We start from the raw sequence: 22,166 nt of genomic DNA on the forward strand, positions 1-22,166 counted from the left end.
ATGCCCGCTTCGTTGGCGGCGGCGATCACTTCCTCGTCGCGCATCGAGCCGCCCGGCTGGATCACGGCGGTGATGCCGGCGGCGGCGGCGTTGTCCAGGCCGTCGCGGAAGGGGAAGAAGGCGTCCGATGCCATGACGGAGCCTTCGACCTGCAGGCCGGCGTGTTCGGCCTTGATGCCGGCGATGCGGGCGGAGTTGACGCGGCTCATCTGGCCGGCGCCGACGCCGACGGTCTGGCGGTTCCTGGCGTAGACGATAGCGTTGGACTTCACGAACTTGGCGACCTTCCAGGCGAAGACGAGGTCGTGCAGCTCCTGCTCGGTCGGCGCCCGCTGGGTGACCACCTTGAGATCCTCGGCGGCGATCATGCCGGTATCGCGGCTCTGTACCAGCAGGCCGCCGTTGACGCGCTTGTAGTCCCAGCCTTCGGCGCTCTTCGCGGGCAGCTCGCCGCACTCCAGCAGGCGCACGTTGGTCTTGCTGGCGACGGCTTCGCGGGCTTCCGCCGAGATGCGCGGTGCGATGATGACCTCGACGAACTGGCGCGCGACGATCGCGCTGGCGGTATCGCCGTCCAGCTCACGGTTGAAGGCGATGATGCCGCCGAAGGCGGATTCGCTGTCGGTCGCGAAGGCGAGATCGTAGGCCTTGCGGATGCCGCCGTCGGCTTCCGGCACCACGGCGACGCCGCAGGGGTTGGCATGCTTGACGATCACGCAGGCCGGCTTGGTGAAGGACTTGACGCACTCCAGCGCCGCATCGGTATCGGCGACGTTGTTGAAGGAGAGCGCCTTGCCCTGAAGCTGGTCGGCGGTGGCAATGCTGGCTTCCTGCTGGCCGGGTTCGACCGTGCCTGACTCGACCGTGCCCGATTCAATGTAAAACGCGGCTTTCTGGTGCGGGTTCTCGCCGTAACGCATGCCTTGCTTCTTGGTGAACTGCAGCGACAGGGTGCGCGGGAAATCGGGCTCGCCGTTACCCACGCGCTGGCCGAAGTAGTTGGCGATGGCGGCATCGTAGGCGGCGGTATGCTCGAACGCCTTGATTGCCAGGTCGAAGCGGGTCTTGTGGCTGACGCCGCCCTCATGGCTGGCCATGTCCTTCAGGACGCGGGAATAGTCGTCGGCGCTGACCACGATCGTGGTGTGCTCGTGGTTCTTGGCGCAGGCGCGAACCATCGTCGGGCCGCCGATATCGATGTTCTCGACCGCGTCCTCCAGCGTGCAGTCCGGCTTGGCGACGGTCTGCTCGAACGGGTAGAGATTGACCACGACCATGTCGATGGGATCGATGCCGTGTTCCGCCATGACGGCGTCGTCCTGCCCGCGCCGGCCGAGGATCCCGCCGTGAATCTTCGGGTGCAGCGTCTTGACCCGGCCATCCATGATCTCCGGGAAACCGGTGTGGGCCGAGACCTCGGTCACGGCGATGTCGTTTTCCTGGAGCAGGCGGTAGGTGCCGCCGGTCGAGAGCAGCTCGACGCCGCGAGCCGCCAGCTCACGGGCGAAGTCGACGACGCCGGTCTTGTCGGACACGCTGAGCAGTGCGCGACGGATGGCCCGGGGGGCAGTAGAAGCAGAATTTTGAGACATGCCAGTCCACTCTTTTTTACGGCGAGACGGTTGACGATGAGACGGCTGGCGCCCAGGGCATCGCCCGTCCGGATAGGCTCCGCTGGAGCGAAGCGAAGGAGATTCGGGTCAGGTCGTACGGTCGTGTCGTTGTTTCGGATCGTGCCGGCTGGGTCGAATCACAATGGTGGATCGAACCGCACCGTTAGATCAAATCGTACTGCTTGAGCTTCTTGCGCAGCGTGCCACGGTTGAGACCGAGCAGTTCGGCAGCGCGGGTCTGGTTGCCTTCCACGTTGCGCATCACGACCTCGAGCAGGGGCGCTTCGACTTCCGCCAGTACCATGGTGTAGAGATTCGAGACGGATTCTCCCTCGAGGTGCGAAAAGTAGCGCTCCATGACGCGCTCGACGCACTCTCTCAACGTCGTGTGAGACAGCGCATCGGGCATCTGAAGAGGGTCGACCTCGGATGGGGATTCACCATCGAGGGCTAAAGGCTGCCGGCTATTCATGCTGCGTGGGTTCCGTTACCGATCGCGGCGGCGTCACCGCGAAAGAGTTCATGGAGAAACTCGAATTGTTGCGTTGCCTGCTCGAGACGATTGAAACGGGCACGGTGTTCGCGGCCGGGGTCACGCGCGGCGAGATACCAGCCGACATGCTTGCGGGCGACTCTGACGCCGAGATAGTCGCCGTAATGCTCGTGCAGCGCGCGCAGGTGACGTTGCATGGTAGTGGCGATCTCTTCCGCGCTGGGCGGCGCATGTTCGTGGCCGGTACGCAGGTAATGCTCGATCTCTCTGAACAGCCACGGGTTGCCCTGGGCACCGCGACCGATCATTACCGCATCGGCGCCGGTGTAGGCCAGTACTTCGGCGGCGCGTTGCGGCGTCGTGATGTCCCCGTTGGCAAAGACCGGTATCGACACCTGCTGCTTGATCGCCGCGATGGTGTCGTATTCGGCCGTCCCGGTGTAACGCTGCTCGCGGGTCCGGCCATGCACGGCCAGCGCGGCGATGCCGGCGTCCTCGGCAAGCCTGGCGACACGTTCCCCGTTGCGGCTCTCGGCGCACCAGCCGGTGCGAATCTTCAGCGTGACCGGAATGTCGACTGCCGCTACCACGGCCTCGAGAATGTCCGCGACCAGCTTCTCGTCCCGCAGCAGGGCAGAGCCCGCCGCCTTGTTGCAGACCTTCTTGGCCGGGCAGCCCATGTTGATGTCCACGATCTCGGCGCCGGCCTCGGCGTTGAGCCGTGCGGCTTCGGCGAGCATCTGCGGGTCGCCGCCGGCGATCTGTACCGAACGCGGCCCCGGCTCGCCGCGATGGATCATGCGCTGGCGCGACTTGCGGGTATGCCACAGCCGACTATCGGACGTCACCATCTCCGACACCACCAGGCCAGCGCCCAGCTCGCGGCAAAGCTGTCGGAAAGGACGATCGGTTACCCCGGCCATGGGGGCCAGAATCACGCGGTTGGGTAGCGTGTGATGGCCGATGCGGGGTAACGGGCGATCGGTCTGCGGTGACACCAAATCACGCATCGTTACAGAGGCTCAGGCAAAACGGGGAGGCTATGATACCGATCACCCTGACGTTGTTGAAGCGCTGTTTGTCGACTCGAGACCTAAGCCGTAGCGCGCAGGCTGGCGCATGAAGCACTTTCAGGCATGGGCAGCGCAGCATGAATGCCTTCGCAGCGAAAGGCCGGGACGAGGAGCGCCGTTACAAAACCTCAGCCCGGCCGACGCCCGGTCAGCAGAACCCAGCCCTCTTTTTCCTGCGGCTCGTCCATGAGGATGCCTTGGGCGCGATAGGCGTCCAGCACCGATTCTGCCTGGGCGGCGAGGATGCCCGACAGCGCCAGCTGGCCGGCGGGGCGGACCCGGGCGGCGATCGTCGGAGCCATCTCGATCAGCGGCCCGGCCAGGATATTGGCGACGACGACCTCGAACTCGCCCCGGCCGATCTTTTCCGGGTAGTCGAGGATCAGGCTCGCCTCGTCGATCTGGTTGCGCTCGGCGTTGTCGCGGCTCGCCTGCAATGCCTGCGGGTCGATATCGACCCCGACGGCGGTATCGGCTCCCAGCTTGAGCGCGGCGATGGCGAGAATGCCGGAGCCGCAGCCGTAGTCGAGCACCTGCCGTCCGGCGAGATCCTGTGCATCCAGCCAGCCGAGGCAGAGTGCGGTTGTGGGGTGGGTGCCAGTGCCGAAGGCGAGGCCGGGATCGAGCAGCAGGTTGACCGCGTCGGGATCGGGCGCCTCGTGCCAGCTCGGCACGATCCACAGGCGCTGACCCATGCGCAGCGGTTCGAAGCCGTCCATCCATTCGCGCTCCCAGTCGCGATCGGCCAGCAGCTCGTACTCGATCTGCGGCGGCGGGTCGTCGGGCAACTGCTCGGCCCAGGCGCGCCGAACGCGTTCGATCATCGCCTCGACCTCGTTGAGGTCGTCGTAAAGCCCCGTGAGGACGGTTTCCGACCACAGCGGGGTCGTGCCTCGGTCGGGTTCGAATACCGGCTCGTCGTGGGCATCCTGCAGGGTGATCGCGCTGGCGCCCTCGGCAAGCAGCAGCTCTTCCAGCCATTCGGCCTGCTCGGGGGCGATGGATGCCTTGAGTTGTAGCCACGCCATGGGCAGCTCTCCCGGAATGAAGTTTGTGCTCTGTTTGCATGAGCCGGGCTCGCCGGTTTCAGGCAGAGCCTGAGACTCGAGTGAAGATCAGGACGAAAACGGGGCGGCCTTCGAAGGATAGGCCGCCCCGTCGTCAATGCCCGGAAATCAACTCAGCCCGAGCTTCTTTTCAAGATAGTGGATATTGACGCCGCCACGCTGGAAGGCGCTGTCACGCACCAGATCCTTCTGCAGATCGATATTGGTCTTGATGCCCTCGACCAGCAGCTCGTCCAGCGCATTGCGCATCCGCACCAAGGCTATCTCGCGATCCGCCCCCCAGGTGATCAGCTTGCCGATCAGGGAGTCGTAATGCGGCGGCACGCTGTAGCCAGTGTAGATATGGGAATCCATGCGCACCCCGAGACCGCCCGGCGGGTGGTAGAGGTTGATCTTGCCGGGAGAGGGCATGAAGGTGCGGGAATCTTCGGCGTTGATGCGACATTCGAAGGCGTGGCCGCGCAGCTCGACATCTTCCTGGCGGATCGACAACGGCTGACCGCAGGCGATACGCAGCTGTTCCTTGACGATATCGACGCCGGTGACCATTTCGGTCACGGGGTGTTCGACCTGGACGCGCGTGTTCATCTCGATGAAGAAGAATTCGCCGTCTTCGTACAGGAATTCGAAGGTCCCGGCGCCACGGTAGTTGATCTCGATGCAGGCGTCGGTACAGGCCTTCAGCACCTTGGCGCGCGCTTCCGGGTCGAGATGCGGCGCCGGGGCTTCCTCGAGCACCTTCTGATGGCGGCGCTGCAGCGAGCAGTCGCGATCGTAGAGATGGATCGCGTTGCCCTGACCGTCGGCCAGCACCTGGACTTCCACGTGGCGCGGGTTCTCGAGGAACTTCTCCATGTAGACGGTGCCGTCGCCGAAAGCCGCTGCGGCTTCGGAGCGCGTCACGCTGGCCGCCTTGGCGACCTCATCGTCGTTGCGCACCACGCGCATGCCGCGGCCGCCGCCACCGGCTGCCGCCTTGATGATCACCGGATAGCCGATACGGCCGGCGATACGACGGATCTCGGCGTCGTCGTCCGGCAGCGGACCGTCGGAACCCGGCACCGTCGGCACGCCCGCCGCCTTCATGGCGTTGATCGCACTGACCTTGTCGCCCATCAGCCGGATGGTCTCGGCGCGTGGTCCGACGAAGGTGAATCCGGAGCGCTCCACCTGTTCGGCGAAGTTGGCATTCTCGGCGAGAAAGCCGTAGCCGGGGTGGATGGCGCTGGAGTCCGTCACCTCGGCCGCGCTGATCAGGGCCGGGATGTTCAAGTAGGATTGCGCCGAGGAAGCGGGGCCGATACAGACGGCTTCGTCTGCCAGGCGCACGTGCATCAGCTCCCGGTCGGCCTTGGAATGAACCGCCACGGTCTTGATCCCCAGCTCCTTGCAGGCGCGCAGGATGCGAAGGGCGATCTCGCCGCGGTTGGCGATGAGTACCTTGTCCAACATGATGGTTTCGCTCGTGTGGCCCTAGTTGAAGATGATCAGTTGATGATGATCATCGGCTGGTCGAATTCGACCGGCTCGCCATCCTCGACCAGGATTGCTTCGATCACGCCATCCTTGTCGGCTTCGATCTGGTTCATCATCTTCATCGCTTCGACGATACACACGGTATCGCCTTTCTTGACGCTCTGGCCGACTTCGACGAACGCCTTGGCGCCGGGCGCCGGGGAGCGGTAGAAGGTGCCGACCATGGGCGAGGTCACTGCGTGACCGGCAGGCTGGGCCGGTGCCGCGTCGCCGGCTTCGGCAACCGGCGCGCTCGGTGCCGCTGGTGCGGAAGGTGCCATCGGCTGCTGCTGTTGCATGACCATTGGCTGTTGCATGGCGCCGAAACCGTTAGGGTGGCGGCTGATGCGCACGGACTCTTCGCCTTCCTGGATCTCGATTTCGCTGATGTTGGACTCTTCCAGGAGTTCGATGAGCTTCTTGACCTTGCGTATATCCATGGCGATGTCTCGGTTTGGTTGAATGCGATAGTTGGATATGACAGTAGCGTGCGACGCGAAGTGTCGCTAAACGTCTGCTGGCGAAAAAGGATCAGTCTCGATCCAGCTGTGCAAGCGCGGCGTCCAGCGCCAGCACGTAGCTGTCGGCGCCGAAGCCCGCGATGACGCCACGGGCGACGTCGGAGAAATAGGAGTGTGAACGAAACGGTTCGCGCGCGTGCACGTTGGAAAGGTGCAGTTCGATGAACGGAATGGCGACGCCGGTCAGTGCGTCGCGCAGGGCCACGCTGGTATGGGTGAAGGCGGCCGGGTTGAGCAGGATGAAATCGATGTTCTCCTGCTTCGCGCGGTGCACCCGCTCGACCAGTTCGTGCTCGGCGTTGGACTGTAGCCAATCCAGTTGATGGCCGGCGCTCAGTGCGCGCTCGGTCAAGCGAATCCGGATGTCCTCCAGGGTGGTCGTGCCGTAGACCGCCGGCTCGCGTGTGCCGAGCAGATTCAGGTTGGGACCGTTGAGAACCAGGAGTCTAGCCATGACTGTCCTTGCGCTGTTAACCCTTTCATGGATTGTCGAGATCGCGTCACTTTGCTGCAAGATGCCGTCTCGGCGCACCGTTTTCGTTGGTGTCGAAGTTTGCCGAAAAATGCTGAGAGTGTCCACCCTCACCATCGAACGATGTTCGTTAATACCTGGTTTCCATTGCCGAGGGTTAACGGCGCGGAACCATGAACCAGGAGCCGCGAACTAAGAACTGAAAACTAAGAATTGAAAGCCAAGAACTAAGAACCGGACGCCACTGAAGAGCGGTCATGTGCCAGCCGCTTCACCGCATCCAGATGGCGAGTCAGCGCTTCGGCGTCGACTTCTCCCTGGATGCGGGCCCGTCGAAGCTCCGTGCCGTCGGCGAAAAACAGCAGCGCCGGTGGCCCGAACAGCTGGTAGTGATCGAGCAGCTCACGGCTTGCGGTGGTGTCCTGGGTCACGTCGGCGCGGATCAATGTGAAATCCGCCAGGCGTTCGGCCACGGCCGGCGCGGGGAAGACCGTCTGCTCCATCACTTTGCACGAGATGCACCATTCGGCGCTGACATCGACCATGATCGGCCGCCCGCTGGCACGCGCCGAGGCCAGTGCCGACTCGAGCTGGTCGAGGCGATTGACGGTCCGGAAGGCCAGGTTCGACGTTTCCGAAGACGCCTCGGCGTTCGATCCCGGCAAGGGGCGCAGTGGATCGCCACTACCCTGGGCCGCGCCCCAGACCATCGCCACGCCCCACACCAGCAGTACCCAGCCGGCCGCCTGGCGCACCCGCGGCCAGCCACCGCCGATCTGTCTATCCAGCGCGCCCAGGGCCAGCGCGCAACCCAGCGTCAGCGCTCCCCACAGCAGCAAGACCGCCGGTGCCGGCAGCAGGCGCTCGACCAGCCAGATCGCGACGCCCAGCAGCATCACGCCGAACAACGCCTTGATGCCTTTCATCCAGGCGCCGGCGCGGGGCAGCCACTGCCCGCCGAAAGTCCCGACGAGAATCAGCGGCACCCCCATGCCGGCACCCAGCGCGAGCAGCGCCAGTGCGCCGCCCAGGGCGTCGCCGGTGGAGGAGATGAAGACCAGCGCGCCGGCCAGCGGTGCGGAAACGCAGGGTGACACCACCAGCACCGACAGGGCGCCGGCCGCGGCCAGGCCGAGCGGGCCGCTGCGCTGCATTCGGCCTTGCCAGGTATCGACCCGCTGGCTGATCCCGTTGGGAAGCCGCAGGTCGAACGCGCCGAACATCGCCATCGCGAAGAGCACGAAAAGCAGCGCGAAGGGGACCAGTATCCAGCCGGATTGCAGCCGCGCCTGGAGATTGAGCGAGGCGCCGAAGACGCCCATCAGCGTGCCGAGCAGCGTGAACGTCGAGACCATGCCGATCACATAGCTCGCCGATAGCAGCAGCGCCCGCCCGCGACGCGCGTTCTGGCCCACGATGATGGAGGTCAGGATCGGCAGCATGGGCAGCACGCAGGGGGTGAAGGTCAGCCCTAGCCCCGCGAGAAAGAAAAGCCCCAGCGTGCTCGCCCCGAGGCCTTCGCGGAGCAGGGATTGAAATTGGCCATCGGCGGTGGCGACCGGCAGCGCGGTGCTCTCGCTGGCTGAAGCGGGCGACAGAGCCGCCGTTGGTCTGGACGTGTCGGGGATAGACGTGCCGGAGATAGACCTGTCGGGGATAGACCTGTCGGGGACAGACACTTCGGGAGCGATGGCCGAATTCGAGAGCGGTTCGTCCCCGGGCGATGCGGAGAAAGGATCGCGGGTGGCCTCGGGACCGGATGCCGGCGATAGGATCGGCGAGGCCTTGGCGTCACGGCTGGCATCGCGATAGGCGGCGGGCGGCGGCCCGGCCTTGGCGGTCAGCGACCAGTGCTCGGGGGGATAACAGAGCCCCGCATCGGCACACCCCTGGAAGGAGAGCGTGATCGGTATCGGAGCCTGGGAGGCGAGGTCGTCACCGCCGGCCAGCGGCGCGCTGATCTCGACCTGATCGTAGAACACATGGACATCGCCCAGATATTGATCGTGCTTGAACTGGCCGGGCGGGATCCTGAACGATCCCAGCGCGATTCCGGGTTGGCGACTTTCCAGGCCGAAGCGATGACGATAGAGATAGTAGCCGGGCTGGTTGCGGATGCCGACGTAGACCCGTTCGTCGTCATGCCAGGCGTAGGCATGAAAGGCCTGATCGACCGGCAGGAACTCGTTGCCGCCGCGAGCGGAAAAGGCGGCCTGATTCGAGGAAGCGGGAGAGTCCTGTGCCTGGGCCGGGGCAAGGGCTGCCAACAGGCAGTAGCCGAGCACCAGGAGGCATCCGTAAAAGCGTGACGTCAAAACATGAATTCCTGACAGCGATGAAAGCGCAGACCTGGCGTGCCCGCTCATGGTGAATCCGAGCATGCCGCCCGCCTTGTTGCTCGTTCGTGCGTACCTGTCACGTTCGTAGTCGCGAAAGGCGAATGACGCTTTGATCGCATGGGGCGAGAAAAGTGCCGCGGCGACAGCGCAGTAGGCCGATATGCAGCGAAAGACGGGCTGCGTGTGACGGGGAGCATGATAGGATAGAGTCAATCCTATCCCAACCCTGTTTCCGTTGACGCTGGCTCTCTGCGCCGGTTTTTACAACTGATCGTCACAACCGGTTTTCACTCTCAGCAATCACAAGGATCGTCCATGGCCCTGTTTCGCAAGAAGGCGCCGCTATCGCGCACCGAGGTTCTCGAAACGCCCCAGTACGGCTGGATCTGGAAGCCGCTGGTGGCACTGGTCGTCATCTATCTGCTGGTCTGCATCGTCCTCGGCATCTGGTGGAGCTGGACCCCGTCACCGACGGATCCCAGGCAGGCGGTCCAGATGCAGCGCGGCTTCCCGCAGAGCGTGGATACCGGCGGCAATGACGCCCAATCGCCGCCGGCCACCGCGCCAGGCGAGGCGCTTCTTGCCAGCAACATCTCGATTCTCGATACGCTGCTCGACAAGCCCGGCGGCTACCTGCGCAACGATGTGATGCCGCCCGGGCTGTGGCTCGACAACATGCCCAACTGGGAAGCCGGTGTGACCCGGCAGGTTCGCGATGCGGTGGCCCTGCTGGGCGAATCGCTGAGCGTGGGCGATGCGCCGCTGGCGCAGGCCAACGAATCGCTCTCCGGCGATCTGGAAAGCTGGCGCTGGCCGGCCTCCGAAACCGTATTGCGCGCGGCTCGCAACAATCTCGGCGAAGCCTTCACCGCCGTGGAGAACGCTGCCGGCCCTGGGGCGCCCAATCAGGACGCTGCCGCTTCGACTGACGCACCCGCTTCGCTCGATGCTTCGGCGCTCTCCGACTGGCTGGCACAGGTTCAGCAGCGCCTGGAAACCCAGACCCGGCAACTGGCTGCCAACGTCGGCCAGTCGCCGAATGGCGATGAGCAGGACGACAGCACGCCGTGGCTGCGAATCGACAATGTGTTCTTCGAGGCTCGCGGCACCACCTGGGCGCTGGCGCAACTGATGCAGGCTGCCAGGATCGATTACGCCGATGTCATCGAGAGCAGCGGCGTCGGCGCCGATTTCGATCAACTGGTGGCGGAGCTGGAAAGCTCCCAGGCGCGGGTCTGGAGCCCGGTCATTCTCAACGGCTCCGGATTCGGGCTGTTCGCCAACCACTCGCTGATGATGGCCAACTACACGGTGCGGGCGTCTCAGTTGGCCGAGAAGATCCGCAATCAACTTTGAGCCTGACCTGAACGGCCTATGAGCCGTAACGCAAAACGCCGCCCCGGTTTCGATGCCGGGGCGGCGTTTTTCATCGTTTCATCAGAGCCTCGAGCAAAAGCCGAGGCTCGACGAACGGTCGCGGCGCTTACTCGTTCTCGTAGGCGGCGACGGCCTTTTCGATGGCCTTGCGGGCGGCGTCGGCGCCGTCCCAGGAGTCGATCTTGACCCACTTGCCTTTCTCGAGATCCTTGTAGTTCTCGAAGAAGTGAGCGATCTGCTGGCGCAGTAGCTCGGGCAAATCGGTGACTTCGTGGACATCGTTGTAGAGCGCGCTCAGCTTCTCGTGGGGCACGCAGACCAGCTTGGCATCTTCGCCGGCCTCGTCGGACATGTTCAGCACGCCGACCGGGCGGGCGCGGATCACGCTGCCGGGCTGGACCGGATAGGGGGTGACGACAAGCGCGTCGAGCGGGTCGCCATCATCGGCCAGGGTGTTCGGAATGAAGCCGTAGTTGGCCGGGTAGAACATCGGCGTGGCCATGAAGCGGTCGACCACCAGCGCGTCCATGTCCTTGTCGATTTCATATTTGATCGGCGCGTGGTTGGCGGGAATCTCGATCGCCACGTACACGTCGTTGGGGAGATCCTTTCCGGCGGGAATCTTGTCGAAACTCATCGTTGAGTCCTTGCGGTTTGCAGGTTGAACACCAGCGGGCGAAAATCGGGGGAATTATACGAACTGGCTAGGCCGATTACCAACCTGGGCATTGACCTCCGTCCATGCAGGTTAGCCGATGCCGAGGTGTCGTGCCGCTTCGGTCGCCGATTCGAGGTTGCCCGATCACTCGCCGTTCGTCGATCCATTGGGAGAAAGCCGTTGTCCAAGAGTTCGCTGTCACTGACCTACGGCCAGGCCTTCGTCGCGCCGGACCTGCACCGTCATCGCAGCTCGATGTCGGTGCAGATCCCTCAGGGCGAGCAGTTGTTCTCCAAGGGGGGGTGCGCGCTGATCAGTGATTCCACCTGGCGCAACTCGATCGCCAAGCAGGCCGGCGATCTCAGCGTGAGGGGCTTTCTGGCCGACTACTACTCGACGCCGGATCACTGGGACATCAAGACCTCGGCCACTCGCGTGCTGCGGGCACTGAACAGCTGGTGCCACAGCCAGAGCGGCTATATCGAAGGCGGCAGCTACATCTGCTCGCTGTCGGCGATGATCTTTCATCAGCACGATGCGCATCTCTTCCACATGGGCGATACCCTGGTCTATCGAATCCGCGGGGCGGAGTTCGAACAACTGACCCGCGACCACGTCACCGATCTAGGCGGCTATCGCTACCCCTCGCGGGCGCTGGGGATGGATGGTCATGTCGATATCGACTATTCCACCTTTCCCCTCAAGCAGGGGGATCTGTTCCTGTTCATGACCCAGGCCGTCCGCGGCACGCTGGTGCCCTCGGAGTACGTGCAGCTGATCCGCGGCGATGTCAGCGATCTCGACGCCGCCTGCGAGCGGCTGGCCAAAGCCGCCAACCAGCGCGCCATCGAGCGGGGCTACAACGCCAACCAGTTCTGCTTCCAGTTGGTGAGGGTCGATCGCCTCTCCGACGACGAGCCGAACGAGCAGCCCCGCGTCTTTCATCACCTGCCGGTGCCGCCGGAACTGGCCAAGGGGGAGCGTCTCGATGGCCTGGAAGTCGTCGAGGTCCTGTCGCGCACCGCCAAGGCGCGTCTCTATCATGTGCGGGATGTGCGCAGCGGACGCGACATGGTGATGAAGGCGCCGAGTCCGGAGCTTTCGACCCGTAACGTCTATCTCGAACACTTCGGTCTGCAGCAGTGGGTCGTCGAGCGCGTCAACTCGCCGTTCGTGGTCAAGGTGATGGAGCCGGCGAGAACGCGCCGCTATCTCTACTATCTGATGAGCTACGTCGACGGCGAAACGCTGACGGAATGGCTGAGAAGGCACCCGCAGGCCAGTCTCGACCAGCGGCTCGACATCGCGCGGCAGCTGGTCAAGGCGGTACAGGCGCTGCATCGTCACGATGTGCTGCATCAGCATATCCACCCGAACAACATTCTCATCGACCGACACGGCAATCTGGTGCTGACCGATTTCGGCGCTTGCCACAAGCGCGAGGGCGACGCCCAGGGCGAGGCACGCCAGCTTGCACGTCAGGTCGGCCTGACCGAGCACAGTGCGCCGGAGTACGCGCTGGATACCGAGGTCGGTCGTCGTAGCGACCAGTATTCGCTGGCATCCACCGTCTACTGGATGCTCACCGGGCATCTGCCGTACACCCTGCTGCCTAACCATCTGCGCAGTCATACCGATCTGGAGCAGATGACCTACCGTCGCGCCCAATTGAGCAATCCGGCGATCAGCACCAATCTCGACGACGCGCTGCGGCGCTCGCTCGATCCGCTGCGCGCGCTGCGATTCCGGCGGCTCACGGAGCTCGCCTATCATCTGCGGGCGACCCCCAAGGGCGACGACGAAAGCCGGCGCCCGCCATGGCGGGAACCAGCGAACGTGTGGCAGGCGATCGCCACCGTACTGCTGCTGTTGCTGATTCTTTCCTGGTGGTTCAAGTAGCGATGTAACCCGTGCGCTCGGCTGACCGGGCCGGGTGATGGCATCACCAACGAAGAGGGCGCCGTGATGGCGCCCTCCGCGTTTTTGCCGGGTTGCGTGTGGCTTCAGACCGGTTCGCCCTACGGCATGCCCAGCCAGTTGGGCAGGCCCAGCGACAGGAATGGCACGTAGGTGACCAGCAGCAGGAAGCCGAGCAGCAGGAACAGCCAGGGAGAAGCCGCCCGGATCGTGCGCGTCAGCGGCATGCCGGTAACGGCGGAAGCCACGAACAGGTTCAGACCCACCGGCGGCGTCACCAGGCCGATCTCCATGTTGACCACCATGATGATGCCGAAATGGATCGGATCGATGCCCAGTTGTGCCGCCACCGGGAACAGGATCGGCGCCAGGATCAGAATGATCGCCGACGGCTCCATGAACGATCCTGCTACCAGCAGCACGATATTGACTACCAGCAGGAAGGTGATCGGCGAGAAGCCCTGATCCACGACCCATGCCGTGATCGTCTGCGGGATCTGCTCCGTGGTCAGCACATGGGCGAACAGCATCGCGTTGGCGATGATGAACATCAGCACCACCGACAACTTGGCGGCGTCGAGCAGCACGCCCGGGCACTGCTTGAAGGTGATGTCCCGATAGACGAACAGGGCCACGAAGCCGGCGTAGACGGCGGCTACCGCCGCAGCCTCGGTGGGCGTGAAGAACCCGCCGTAGATACCGCCGAGCACGATCACGATGGTCAACAGCCCCCAACTGGCCTTGCGGGCCGTGGAGAGAAATTCACCGATCGAGGGGCGGGGCAGGGCCGGCATCTTCTTGACGCGGGCGACGATATAGATCGCCACCATCAGGATCAGGCCCAGCAGCAGTCCGGGCACGATACCCGCGACGAAGATCTTGCCGACAGAGCTTTCGGTGACCGTGGCATAGACCACCATCACGATCGACGGCGGGATCAGGATGCCTAGCGTCCCCGCGTTGCAGACGATGCCGGTGGCGAAATCCTTGGTGTAGCCGGACCGCGCCATCCCGGCGATGACCACCGAGCCCACTGCCGCGACCGTCGCCGGGGAGGAGCCGGAGAGCGCCGCGAACATGACGCAGGAGAGTACCGAAGCGATCGCCAGGCCGCCGCGAATGTGCCCGACACAGGCGTTGGCGAAATTGATGAGCCTTCTTGCCACGCCACCGCTGGTCATGAAGGCGCCGGCGAGAATGAAGAACGGAATCGCCAGCAGCGTATAGTGCTCGGAGGTCTCGAACAGCTTGATCGCCAGCGAGCTCAGGGAATCCTGGCTGAACAGCAGGATCGTCAACGAACTGGCAATGCCCAGCGAGAATGCGATCGGCACGTTGAGGAAGAGTAGGCCGAAAAGCACCACGAACAGAAAGGCGATGGTCATGCCGACTTCTCCTCAGTGCTGGCTTCTTCCTTGAGCTTCAGGGCGTCCGTGGACTCGTTGCTCAATTCCATGGTGATCTGCTTGCCGCGCAGCATGCGCACCAGCACCTCGATCAGGCGGATAAGGACCAGCGTGAAGCCGATCGGCACGATGATCGTGATATGCCATTGCAGCACGCCGTACTGGTCGAGATCCTCGGCCCCGATCCGCGCGCGCATCAGTGCCTGTACCCAGGTGTAGCTCGAGACGGCGAACAGGGCGGTGTAGGCGATGCAGATCAGGCACGTCAGGATGCCCACGGCGCGTCGCAGACGCTCCGGCAACAACCGGACGAGCAGGTCGACCCCGATGTTGGCACCGATGCGCACGATATAGGCAATGCCCAGGAAGATCAGCCAGGCGAAGCAGGCCTTGGTCAGGGCGATGCTCCAGGTCATCTCCTGGGCCAGATCGATGATGAAATCACCGATCGCGAAGAGCGGCGTTTCCGCGAACGGGAACAGGTCCGCCGCATCGTAGAAGACGGTATAGAGGTTGTTGACCATCACGTAGCTGAAGGTCACCAGGGTCATGAGGGCGAGGAGGAAGGCCACCAGGCCCTCCTCCAGATGCGCCCAGGCACGCAGGAAACGTGTCATGGTTCGGCTCGATTACTGGCTGTTTTCAGACGAGGTGGCGTCGGACTGGTTGGCGCTATCGGCAGCCTTGATCAGGTCTTCGCCGATATCATCCTGAAACTTCTCCCACACCGGACGAACCGCGTCGCGCCACTCTTTACGCTGTTCGGGAGTCAACTGGATGATCTCGCTGGTGCCGGCATCGACGATGGACTGCTTGGCGTCCTGGTTGAGATCGTAAGCCTGCTGGTTCACCTTCTGCGAGACATCGGCCAGGATCTCTTCAAGCTGGGTGCGAACGTCGTCCGGCAGCCCGTTCCAGAAGTCGGCGTTGGTGATCACCATGTAGTCGATGATCCCGTGGTTTGACTCGGTGATGTAAGGCTGCACTTCGTGCATCTTCTGGCTGTAGATGTTCGACCAGGTATTCTCCTGACCATTGACCACGCCGGTCTGCAATGCCTGATAGACCTCGCCGAAGCTCATCTTGCGGGGGACGGCACGGAGTTCCTTGAACTGTTCGTCGAGCACGTCGGAGGCCTGCACGCGGAACTTGAGACCGCGGGCGTCACCGGGTTCACGCAACGGCTTGTTGGCGGAAAGCTGCTTCATGCCGTTGTGCCAATAGGCCAGGCCCTGAATATTGCGGTCCTGCATCGAATCGAGCAGGCCCTGGCCCTCGTCGGACTGCTGGAAACGGTCGACGGCATTGATGTCGTCGAACAAAAACGGCAGATCATAGAGCTGCAGGCTGGGGCTGTACTGCTCGAACTTGGCGAGTGAAGGCGCCAGCATCTGCACGTCGCCGAGCAGCAGGGCTTCCATCTCCTTGCCATCGCCGTAGAGCGACGAGTTGGGATAGACCTCGACCTTCACGCGGTCGCCGAGCTTCTCTTTCACTTCCTCGGCGAACATCTTCGCGCCCTGGCCCTTGGGCGTGTTCTCGGCCACGACGTGGGAGAACTTGATGACGATGGGATCCTGCGCCTGAGCGCTAGCAACGCCACCCATCAGGATGGCAACCCCGATCGCGCCAGCCACGGTTTTTGGATTGATGAGAGACATGGCATTTCACTCCTGAGTTTGTTCTGTCGTCTTGGCGTCTTTGAAGACACCTTATTGGCGATGCCATGCGGAGTATGCGGAGAATTACATGGACTCGTATATTCAACCTTTGGCGGGAGTCGAGGCGCTGAAAATCAGGGGAAGATAACATCGTTTTCTGGTTTAAAAAGTTTAAAAAGTCGATATGAGATAGGGCGATGTGATCATTTTTGCGTCGCGTTGAGAATTATAAACCCATTAAATTCAACGACTAATGTTGATTATGGAATATCGAAAAGGCGGCGTCGCCAGTATTGTCGTCGATCTAAATGCGGGGTTGATGAGCCGAGGAGAATCGGAAATATTCCGGCAGGTTGCGCTGGCGGAAAAGCATCTCGTGACGGAAATTGACGGTCGTCCCCGTTGCGTGGAGAGCCGGACGTTCGAAGAGCCGGAAGTCGAACGGAAATGCTCCTCCCGACTTCCGGCAAAATCCGGGTTCAGTCCCGTTTGGCGCTGGCGATGAGCCGGCGGGCACGGGCCATGACCGGCGCATCGATCATCTGGCCGTCGATCTGGCCGGCGCCAGCATCGCGTTCGGCGGCTTCGAGTACGCGTGTCGCCCAGGCCAGCTGGTCGACGGTGGGCTGGAAAGCATCGTTGACCACCGCGACCTGACGCGGATGAATGCAGAGCATGCCGCTGAAACCCATCTCGACGGCCAGCCCGGCAGCGCGTTCGACGACGGCCATGTCGCGAAATTCGGGGTGTACGGTTTCGATCGGTGCCGCGAGCCCGGCCAGGCGCGATTGCAACAATAGTTGATAGCGGGCCTGATTCAAGATCCAGTCGCCGCCTTCGCTACCCGGCTCGATCCCCAGATCCAGGCCGAGGTCCAGCGCGCCGAAGCTCAACTGCACGACGCCGGGAGAGCGGGCGAGCTCGGGCAGTGCCTGCAAGCCCCTGGCGCTTTCGATCAGTGGCATCAGCGCCAATCCCAGGGTGCCAGCCTGGGCGAGTGCCTCGGTCGTCTCCGCCTTGGGCACGACGAGGCCGGCGATGCCGGGCCGATCCCGGCACAGCGCCAGATCCGCGTCGAAATCGGCGGTATCGGCGGCATTGATGCGCACCCAGACGGCCTTTTCTGGCGCCTGTTCGAGGAAGGCTTCCAGCGCGCGGCGCGCTTCCGGCTTGGCTTCGGGGGCGACGGCATCTTCCAGGTCGACGATGACGATGTCGGCACCGCTGCCGAGCGCCTTGGGGATGCGTTCGGGACGATTGGCCGGCACGAACAGTGCCGAGCGGGGCAGGGTGGTCGAGGTCATGGGCGCATTTCCTTGTGTGAGCGGATGAGGGCGAAGGCGAAGGCGAAGGCTATAGAGGGATAACCCGTCGGTCCGCTCAGATCGTACCGGCCTGACGCAGCTTGTCCACGTCCTCGTCGGCATAGCCCAGCTGCTTGAGAATGGCCTCGCTATGCTCGCCGAGCGCGGGGACGGCATCCATGCGCGGCTCGTATGCCGCGTTGCGTCCGGGCGGCAGCGCTGCCGGCACCTCTCCGCCGGGCGTCATCACGCTACGCCAGCGATCCCGCGCCGCCAGCTGCGGATGCTGCCACACGCCCGCCATGTCGTTGACGTGGGCGTTGGCGATCTGAGCGCTTTCGAGACGCTCGATCACCTGCTCTGCGCTGAGTTCGGCAAAGACTTCGTCGATCAGCGCGCGCAGCGCGGCACGATTCTCGGAGCGCTTGAAGTTGGCATCGAAGCGCTCGTCCCGGGCCAGCGCCGGTTGCTCCAGTACCTTCTCGCAGAACAGCTGCCATTCGCGCTCGTTCTGCAGACCGAGCATGACCGTGCCGCCGTCGCCGGTGGGGAAGGGGCCGTAGGGATAGATCGTCGAGTGGGACGCGCCGGCACGAGGCGGCGGGGTTGCGCCGTCGAAGGCGTAGTACATTGGGTAGCCCATCCATTCGACCAGGCTCTCCAGCATCGAGACGTCGATGTGCGAGCCTTCGCCGGTACGCCCGCGCAGCAGCAATGCCGAGAGGATGTTGCTGTAGGCGTACATGCCGGCGGCGATGTCGGCGACCGAACAGCCCGCCTTGGCCATTTCGTTCGGCCCCGGGCCGCCAGTGACGGAGAGAAAGCCCGCTTCGCTCTGGATCAGCAGGTCGTAGGCTTTCTTCGTCTCGTAGGGGCCGCCCTCGCCGTAACCGGAGATATCGCACACGATCAGGCGTGGAAACTGCGCGTGCAGCGTGTCGAAGTCGAGCCCCATGCGGGCGGCGGCGCCCGGCGCCAGGTTCTGCACCAGCACGTCGGCTTCCGCGAGCAAATCGGAGAGAATCGGTTCGGCAGCGTCGTGCTTGAGGTTGAGCGTCAGGCTCTCCTTCGACCGGTTGGTCCAGACGAAGTGCGAGGAGAGACCGTGGACGCGCTCGTCGTAGCCGCGGGCGAAGTCGCCGACACCGGGGCGCTCGATCTTGATCACCCGGGCGCCTTGGTCGGCGAGCTGCCGTGTACAGAAAGGGGCGGCGATGGCGTGCTCGAGGCTGACCACGGTGATGCCGTCCAATGGACGAGGGGGATGAGCAGTCATGGCAGATCCTGTCCGGAAAGCGGAAATTCGATAGGGGTAAGGAGCCGGGTCACAGCAGCGGCTCGAGACGGTCGAGCGCCGGCAGGTTCCAGGCATGGGCGATCAGTTTGGCGGTTTCATCGTCACTGGCCGCGCCCGAGAACGTCACGAGACGGCGGAACTTGGCCTCCAGTTCGTCCCGGCTCAGGGTGTTGCCCGGGTCGCCCTTGGGTTCGTCGATCGCTGTGCTCAACTGGCGGCCGTCGCGGGTGGTGACGTCGATCCGGCCCAGCCAGCGGCGCGGGTAGGCCGCATCCACCTCGGGATCCAGCACCATCGACACCCGCCGGCGGAAGTCGGCTACGGCCTCGTCCTGCAGCGCATGGTCGCGGAAGCTGGCCAGGCTGGCATCGCCGTGGACGGCGATCAGCCCCAGCACGCTACCCATCGAGAACTTGGCCTGGTGAATGGTGCGAGGGTCGGACACGGGGCCGAGTACGTCGATCGCGGCCTGATGCACTCTGGCCGTGACGGTTTCGATATCGTCATGAGCCAGGGCTTCTCGCTGCATCAGGGCCAGCAAGGCGTCCGCTGCCGGGTGGGTGTGTCGGCAGGAGGCATGAAACTTGAACGAGGTCTCGACCAGCGCCCAGCGTTCGCCGAGCCGATCCGTCAGCCGGTCGAGATCGGCATCGGTGGACATGCCGGCAGCCATGCCTTGGGGGCCTTCGAGAACATGCCGGGCGCCCGTCAGGCCGCTGTGGGTCATGTAGGCGGCGAGCAGGCCGTCGGACGCGGCCTTGGCAGTGTGGAGCTGCTTGGAGTCGGCGGCGTCGCGCAGGAATTCCCACAGCCCGGCGGCCTGGGTGCCGGCGCTGCCAAGCAGGTTCACGAAGCCGTCGGTATCGAGTTCCATCAGTTTGCCCGCGGCCACGGCGGCTGCCAGGGTGCCGGCGGTGCCGGTGGTATGGAAGATGCGGTAGTGGGAGCGGCCGAGAAACTCGCCGACCCGAATCCCCGCTTCGTAACCGGCGACAGCGGCAGTGATCAGGTCCTGGCCACTACAGCCCAGATCCTGGGCAGTCGCCAGCGCGGCGGGGAACACCACGGTGGCGGGGTGGAGTACGGAGCTGTTGTGCAGGTCGTCCTGCTCGACCACATGCGAGGCGGCGGCATTGACGAAGGCGGCAAAGTGGGGCGACGTCATGCGGCGGTCGGTCAGCTGCTGGCTGCCGCCGTCGCTCGGGCCCATGATCTGGCTGTAGCGCTCGAACAGCGGGATCGGCGCGTGATCCTTGCCCGCCAGGGCCGAGCCCAGCCAGTCGAGGTAGAGCGCCTGGCAGCGTTCGATGACATGGCCGGGCAGTTGCTCATAGCGGAGTTCGGCCAGAAACGCGGCCAGGGTTCGGGTAGCATCCATGGTCATTCCCTCGCGGTTACGGCGTCAGAACGAACGTGGCAGATCGAGCAGATGCTCGGCCACGTAGGAGAGAATCAGGTTGGTGGAGATCGGCGCGACCTGATAGAGCCGGGTCTCGCGGAACTTGCGCTCGACGTCGTACTCGGTGGCGAAGCCGAACCCGCCGTGGGTCTGCAGGCAGACGTTGGCGGCTTCCCAGGACGCCTTGGCTGCCAGGTACTTGGCCATGTTGGCGCTGGCCCCGGCCGGCAGACCGGCATCGAACTCCTGGCAGGCGCGCCAGCGCATCAGGTCGGCAGCTTCCACCTCGATATGCGCCTCGGCGATGGGGAACTGCACGCCCTGGTTCTTGCCGATCGGCCGGTCGAAGACGATGCGCTCGTTGGCGTAGCGGCTGGCCTTGTCGATGAACCAGCGGCCATCGCCGATGCACTCGGCGGCGATCAAGGTTCGCTCGGCGTTGAGACCATCGAGGATGTAGCGGAAGCCCTTGCCTTCCTCGCCGATCAGGCTATCTGCCGGCAGCTCAAGATTGTCGAAGAACAGCTCGTTGGTCTCGTGGCCGACCATGTTGGCGATCGGCTGGACCGTCATGCCGTTGCCGATCGCCTGATGCAGGTCGACCAGGAAGATCGACATCCCTTCCGACTTGCGCTTGACCTCGGCCAGCGGCGTGGTGCGGGCGAGCAGAATCATCAGGTCCGAATGCTGGATACGCGAGATCCACACCTTCTGGCCGTTGATCACGTACTTGTCGCCGCGCTTCACCGCCGTGGTCTTGATCTTGGTGGTGTCGGTGCCGGTGGTGGGCTCGGTAACGCCCATCGACTGCAGGCGGAGCTCGCCGCTGGCGAGTTTGGGCAGTATCGCACTCTTCTGGGCCTCGCTGCCGTGCTTGAGCAGCGTCGCCATGTTGTACATCTGGCCGTGCACGAAGCCGGCGTTGCCGCCGCAGCGGTTGACCTCTTCGAGGATCACGCTGGCCTCGGTCAGCCCCAGGCCGGAGCCGCCGAACGCCTCGGGGATCATCGCACCGAGCCAGCCGGCTTCGGTCAGTTCGGTCACGAACTTCTCGGGGAAGCCCTGGACTTCGTCGATCTGACGCCAGTATTCGCCATCGTACTGCTGGCACAGGCTGCGCACGCCGTCGCGGATCGCTTCCAGCGCCTCGTGGTCGATAAGGTCGAGACTCATGATCGAGACTCCTGATCTTCAGTGTTATTGAATTCAACCGTGGCGCGATGGGCCGGCCCGTCCGCGTTGCCGGCCGTCAACTCGGCACGGCCGACACCGGTTATCCGTCCGGTGGTCTGAAAGGGCTTGTTGGCGATCAGCGGGCGCAGTCCGCGATACTGCATGCGCTTAGGGCGAGCTTGGGGGTTGGCCTCGCAGAAGGCTTGCAACTGGAGCGTGGCGATCAGCGGCCCATGCACCACGAGGCCCGGGTACCCCTCGGTTTCGGTGACGTAGGGCCAGTCGTAATGAATCCGGTGGCCGTTGAAGGTGACCGCCGAGTAGCGGAACAGCAGAACCGGATCGGGCTCGATGGTCTGAGACCAGTCCGCGTCCGGCATCGGCTCGTCGAGCGACAGCTTGGGCGGGGCCGGCTGACGGTAGACGATGTCCTGTTCTTCGCGGATGGCGAGCTCGCCGGCCTGACGATAATCGTGCTGTACGGTCACGAACAGCAGCGAGCCGGTGCGGCCATGTTTTTCCTGGATATCGGTCACCGTGGAGACACGCTCGGCTTCGATGCCCGCTTTCAGCGGCGTCAGGAACTCGAGGCGTCCGCCGGCCCACATGCGGTTGCGGTCGTCTGCCGGGGGCAGAAAGCCGCCGCGGGTCGGATGGCCGTCGCCGCCCAACTGATCGCCAGGGAGCGGGTTCTGGAAGAAGGCCCAGTGCCACAGCGGCGGCAAGGGTTCGCCCGGGGCCGGGCAGGGCTCGCCGAAGGTGGCGGCGACGCGGGCGACCAGCGCACTGTCGAGATGATCCGTGCTCTGTTCCCGGTTGCCGATCCAGCGTTCGAGCGTGTTGTCGGTCATGCTGTCGGACATAAGGCGATCCACCAGTCT

Annotated in this window: 19 protein-coding genes; 2 read left to right on the forward strand and 17 right to left on the reverse strand. The window is 64.0% G+C overall.

The annotated features are described in order from the left end of the window. The 8 genes from purH to dsbD all read right to left on the reverse strand — a co-directional run. Positions 1 to 1,592 (reverse strand): bifunctional phosphoribosylaminoimidazolecarboxamide formyltransferase/IMP cyclohydrolase (gene purH, locus DOM32_RS15005; protein WP_110635906.1); only part of this gene is annotated, 1,592 nt, incomplete at its 3' end. 184 nt (positions 1,593 to 1,776) lie between these two features. Continuing rightward, complete coding sequence (fis, locus tag DOM32_RS15010) at positions 1,777 to 2,022, reverse strand: DNA-binding transcriptional regulator Fis (RefSeq protein ID WP_071232932.1); 246 nt, start codon at positions 2,020 to 2,022, stop codon at positions 1,777 to 1,779. A 59-nt stretch (positions 2,023 to 2,081) separates the two neighbouring features. After that, entirely contained in the window at positions 2,082 to 3,116 is a 1,035-nt protein-coding gene (dusB, locus tag DOM32_RS15015; protein ID WP_110635848.1) for a tRNA dihydrouridine synthase DusB, read from the reverse strand. 191 nt (positions 3,117 to 3,307) lie between these two features. Beyond that, entirely contained in the window at positions 3,308 to 4,207 is a 900-nt protein-coding gene (prmA, locus tag DOM32_RS15020; protein ID WP_110635852.1) for a 50S ribosomal protein L11 methyltransferase, read from the reverse strand. Positions 4,208 to 4,354: 147 nt separating this feature from the next. Then, on the reverse strand, positions 4,355 to 5,698 hold the full coding sequence (gene accC, locus DOM32_RS15025) for an acetyl-CoA carboxylase biotin carboxylase subunit (protein ID WP_071232929.1): 1,344 nt from the start codon (positions 5,696 to 5,698) through the stop codon (positions 4,355 to 4,357). Positions 5,699 to 5,733: 35 nt separating this feature from the next. Further along, positions 5,734 to 6,201, reverse strand: coding sequence for an acetyl-CoA carboxylase biotin carboxyl carrier protein (gene accB, locus DOM32_RS15030; RefSeq protein WP_071232928.1), 468 nt, complete (start codon positions 6,199 to 6,201; stop codon positions 5,734 to 5,736). Positions 6,202 to 6,292: 91 nt separating this feature from the next. Then, positions 6,293 to 6,736 (reverse strand): type II 3-dehydroquinate dehydratase, encoded by a 444-nt coding sequence (gene aroQ, locus DOM32_RS15035; RefSeq protein ID WP_071232927.1) that lies wholly within the window; start codon positions 6,734 to 6,736, stop codon positions 6,293 to 6,295. A gap of 245 nt (positions 6,737 to 6,981) precedes the next feature. Continuing rightward, the gene (dsbD, locus tag DOM32_RS15040) at positions 6,982 to 9,069 is read right to left on the reverse strand and encodes a protein-disulfide reductase DsbD (RefSeq protein WP_157957085.1); all 2,088 of its coding nucleotides are present in this window, start codon (positions 9,067 to 9,069) and stop codon (positions 6,982 to 6,984) included. 339 nt (positions 9,070 to 9,408) lie between these two features. Between dsbD and DOM32_RS15045 the strand changes: the two genes are divergently transcribed. After that, positions 9,409 to 10,449, forward strand: a complete 1,041-nt coding sequence (locus tag DOM32_RS15045; RefSeq protein ID WP_110635857.1) for a DUF2333 family protein — start codon at positions 9,409 to 9,411, stop codon at positions 10,447 to 10,449. Positions 10,450 to 10,576: 127 nt separating this feature from the next. On the opposite strand, the gene ppa is transcribed toward DOM32_RS15045, so the two are convergent. Beyond that, positions 10,577 to 11,107, reverse strand: coding sequence for an inorganic diphosphatase (ppa, locus tag DOM32_RS15050; RefSeq protein ID WP_071232924.1), 531 nt, complete (start codon positions 11,105 to 11,107; stop codon positions 10,577 to 10,579). 201 nt (positions 11,108 to 11,308) lie between these two features. Here ppa and DOM32_RS15055 point away from each other — a divergent pair, with 201 nt between their 5' ends. Next, positions 11,309 to 13,027, forward strand: coding sequence for a bifunctional protein-serine/threonine kinase/phosphatase (locus DOM32_RS15055; protein WP_110635860.1), 1,719 nt, complete (start codon positions 11,309 to 11,311; stop codon positions 13,025 to 13,027). Positions 13,028 to 13,146: 119 nt separating this feature from the next. On the opposite strand, the gene DOM32_RS15060 is transcribed toward DOM32_RS15055, so the two are convergent. From DOM32_RS15060 to DOM32_RS15095, 8 genes are all read right to left on the reverse strand, one after another. Beyond that, positions 13,147 to 14,430 carry a TRAP transporter large permease gene (locus DOM32_RS15060; RefSeq protein WP_071232922.1) on the reverse strand — a complete coding sequence of 428 codons (1,284 nt, stop codon included), beginning with the start codon at positions 14,428 to 14,430 and terminating at the stop codon, positions 13,147 to 13,149. Beyond that, on the reverse strand, positions 14,427 to 15,068 hold the full coding sequence (locus DOM32_RS15065) for a TRAP transporter small permease (RefSeq protein ID WP_071232921.1): 642 nt from the start codon (positions 15,066 to 15,068) through the stop codon (positions 14,427 to 14,429). Before DOM32_RS15065 ends, DOM32_RS15060 begins: the two co-directional genes overlap by 4 nt. 12 nt (positions 15,069 to 15,080) lie before the next feature. Then, positions 15,081 to 16,112 carry a TRAP transporter substrate-binding protein gene (locus tag DOM32_RS15070; protein WP_071232920.1) on the reverse strand — a complete coding sequence of 344 codons (1,032 nt, stop codon included), beginning with the start codon at positions 16,110 to 16,112 and terminating at the stop codon, positions 15,081 to 15,083. A 479-nt stretch (positions 16,113 to 16,591) separates the two neighbouring features. After that, positions 16,592 to 17,416, reverse strand: a complete 825-nt coding sequence (locus DOM32_RS15075; protein ID WP_110635863.1) for an HpcH/HpaI aldolase/citrate lyase family protein — start codon at positions 17,414 to 17,416, stop codon at positions 16,592 to 16,594. A gap of 76 nt (positions 17,417 to 17,492) precedes the next feature. Then, positions 17,493 to 18,692, reverse strand: coding sequence for a CaiB/BaiF CoA transferase family protein (locus DOM32_RS15080; protein WP_110635866.1), 1,200 nt, complete (start codon positions 18,690 to 18,692; stop codon positions 17,493 to 17,495). 49 nt (positions 18,693 to 18,741) lie between these two features. After that, the gene (locus tag DOM32_RS15085) at positions 18,742 to 20,091 is read right to left on the reverse strand and encodes an MmgE/PrpD family protein (protein WP_208625390.1); all 1,350 of its coding nucleotides are present in this window, start codon (positions 20,089 to 20,091) and stop codon (positions 18,742 to 18,744) included. A gap of 24 nt (positions 20,092 to 20,115) precedes the next feature. Continuing rightward, entirely contained in the window at positions 20,116 to 21,285 is a 1,170-nt protein-coding gene (locus tag DOM32_RS15090; RefSeq protein WP_110635871.1) for an acyl-CoA dehydrogenase family protein, read from the reverse strand. Continuing rightward, a complete protein-coding gene (locus DOM32_RS15095) occupies positions 21,282 to 22,148 on the reverse strand; it encodes an HTD2 family dehydratase (RefSeq protein ID WP_244179941.1) in 867 nt (288 codons plus the stop codon). Before DOM32_RS15095 ends, DOM32_RS15090 begins: the two co-directional genes overlap by 4 nt. Positions 22,149 to 22,166 lie beyond the last annotated feature (18 nt).

The sequence above is a fragment of the Salinicola salarius genome (assembly GCF_003206135.1).
GTDB classification, from domain to species: domain Bacteria; phylum Pseudomonadota; class Gammaproteobacteria; order Pseudomonadales; family Halomonadaceae; genus Salinicola; species Salinicola salarius.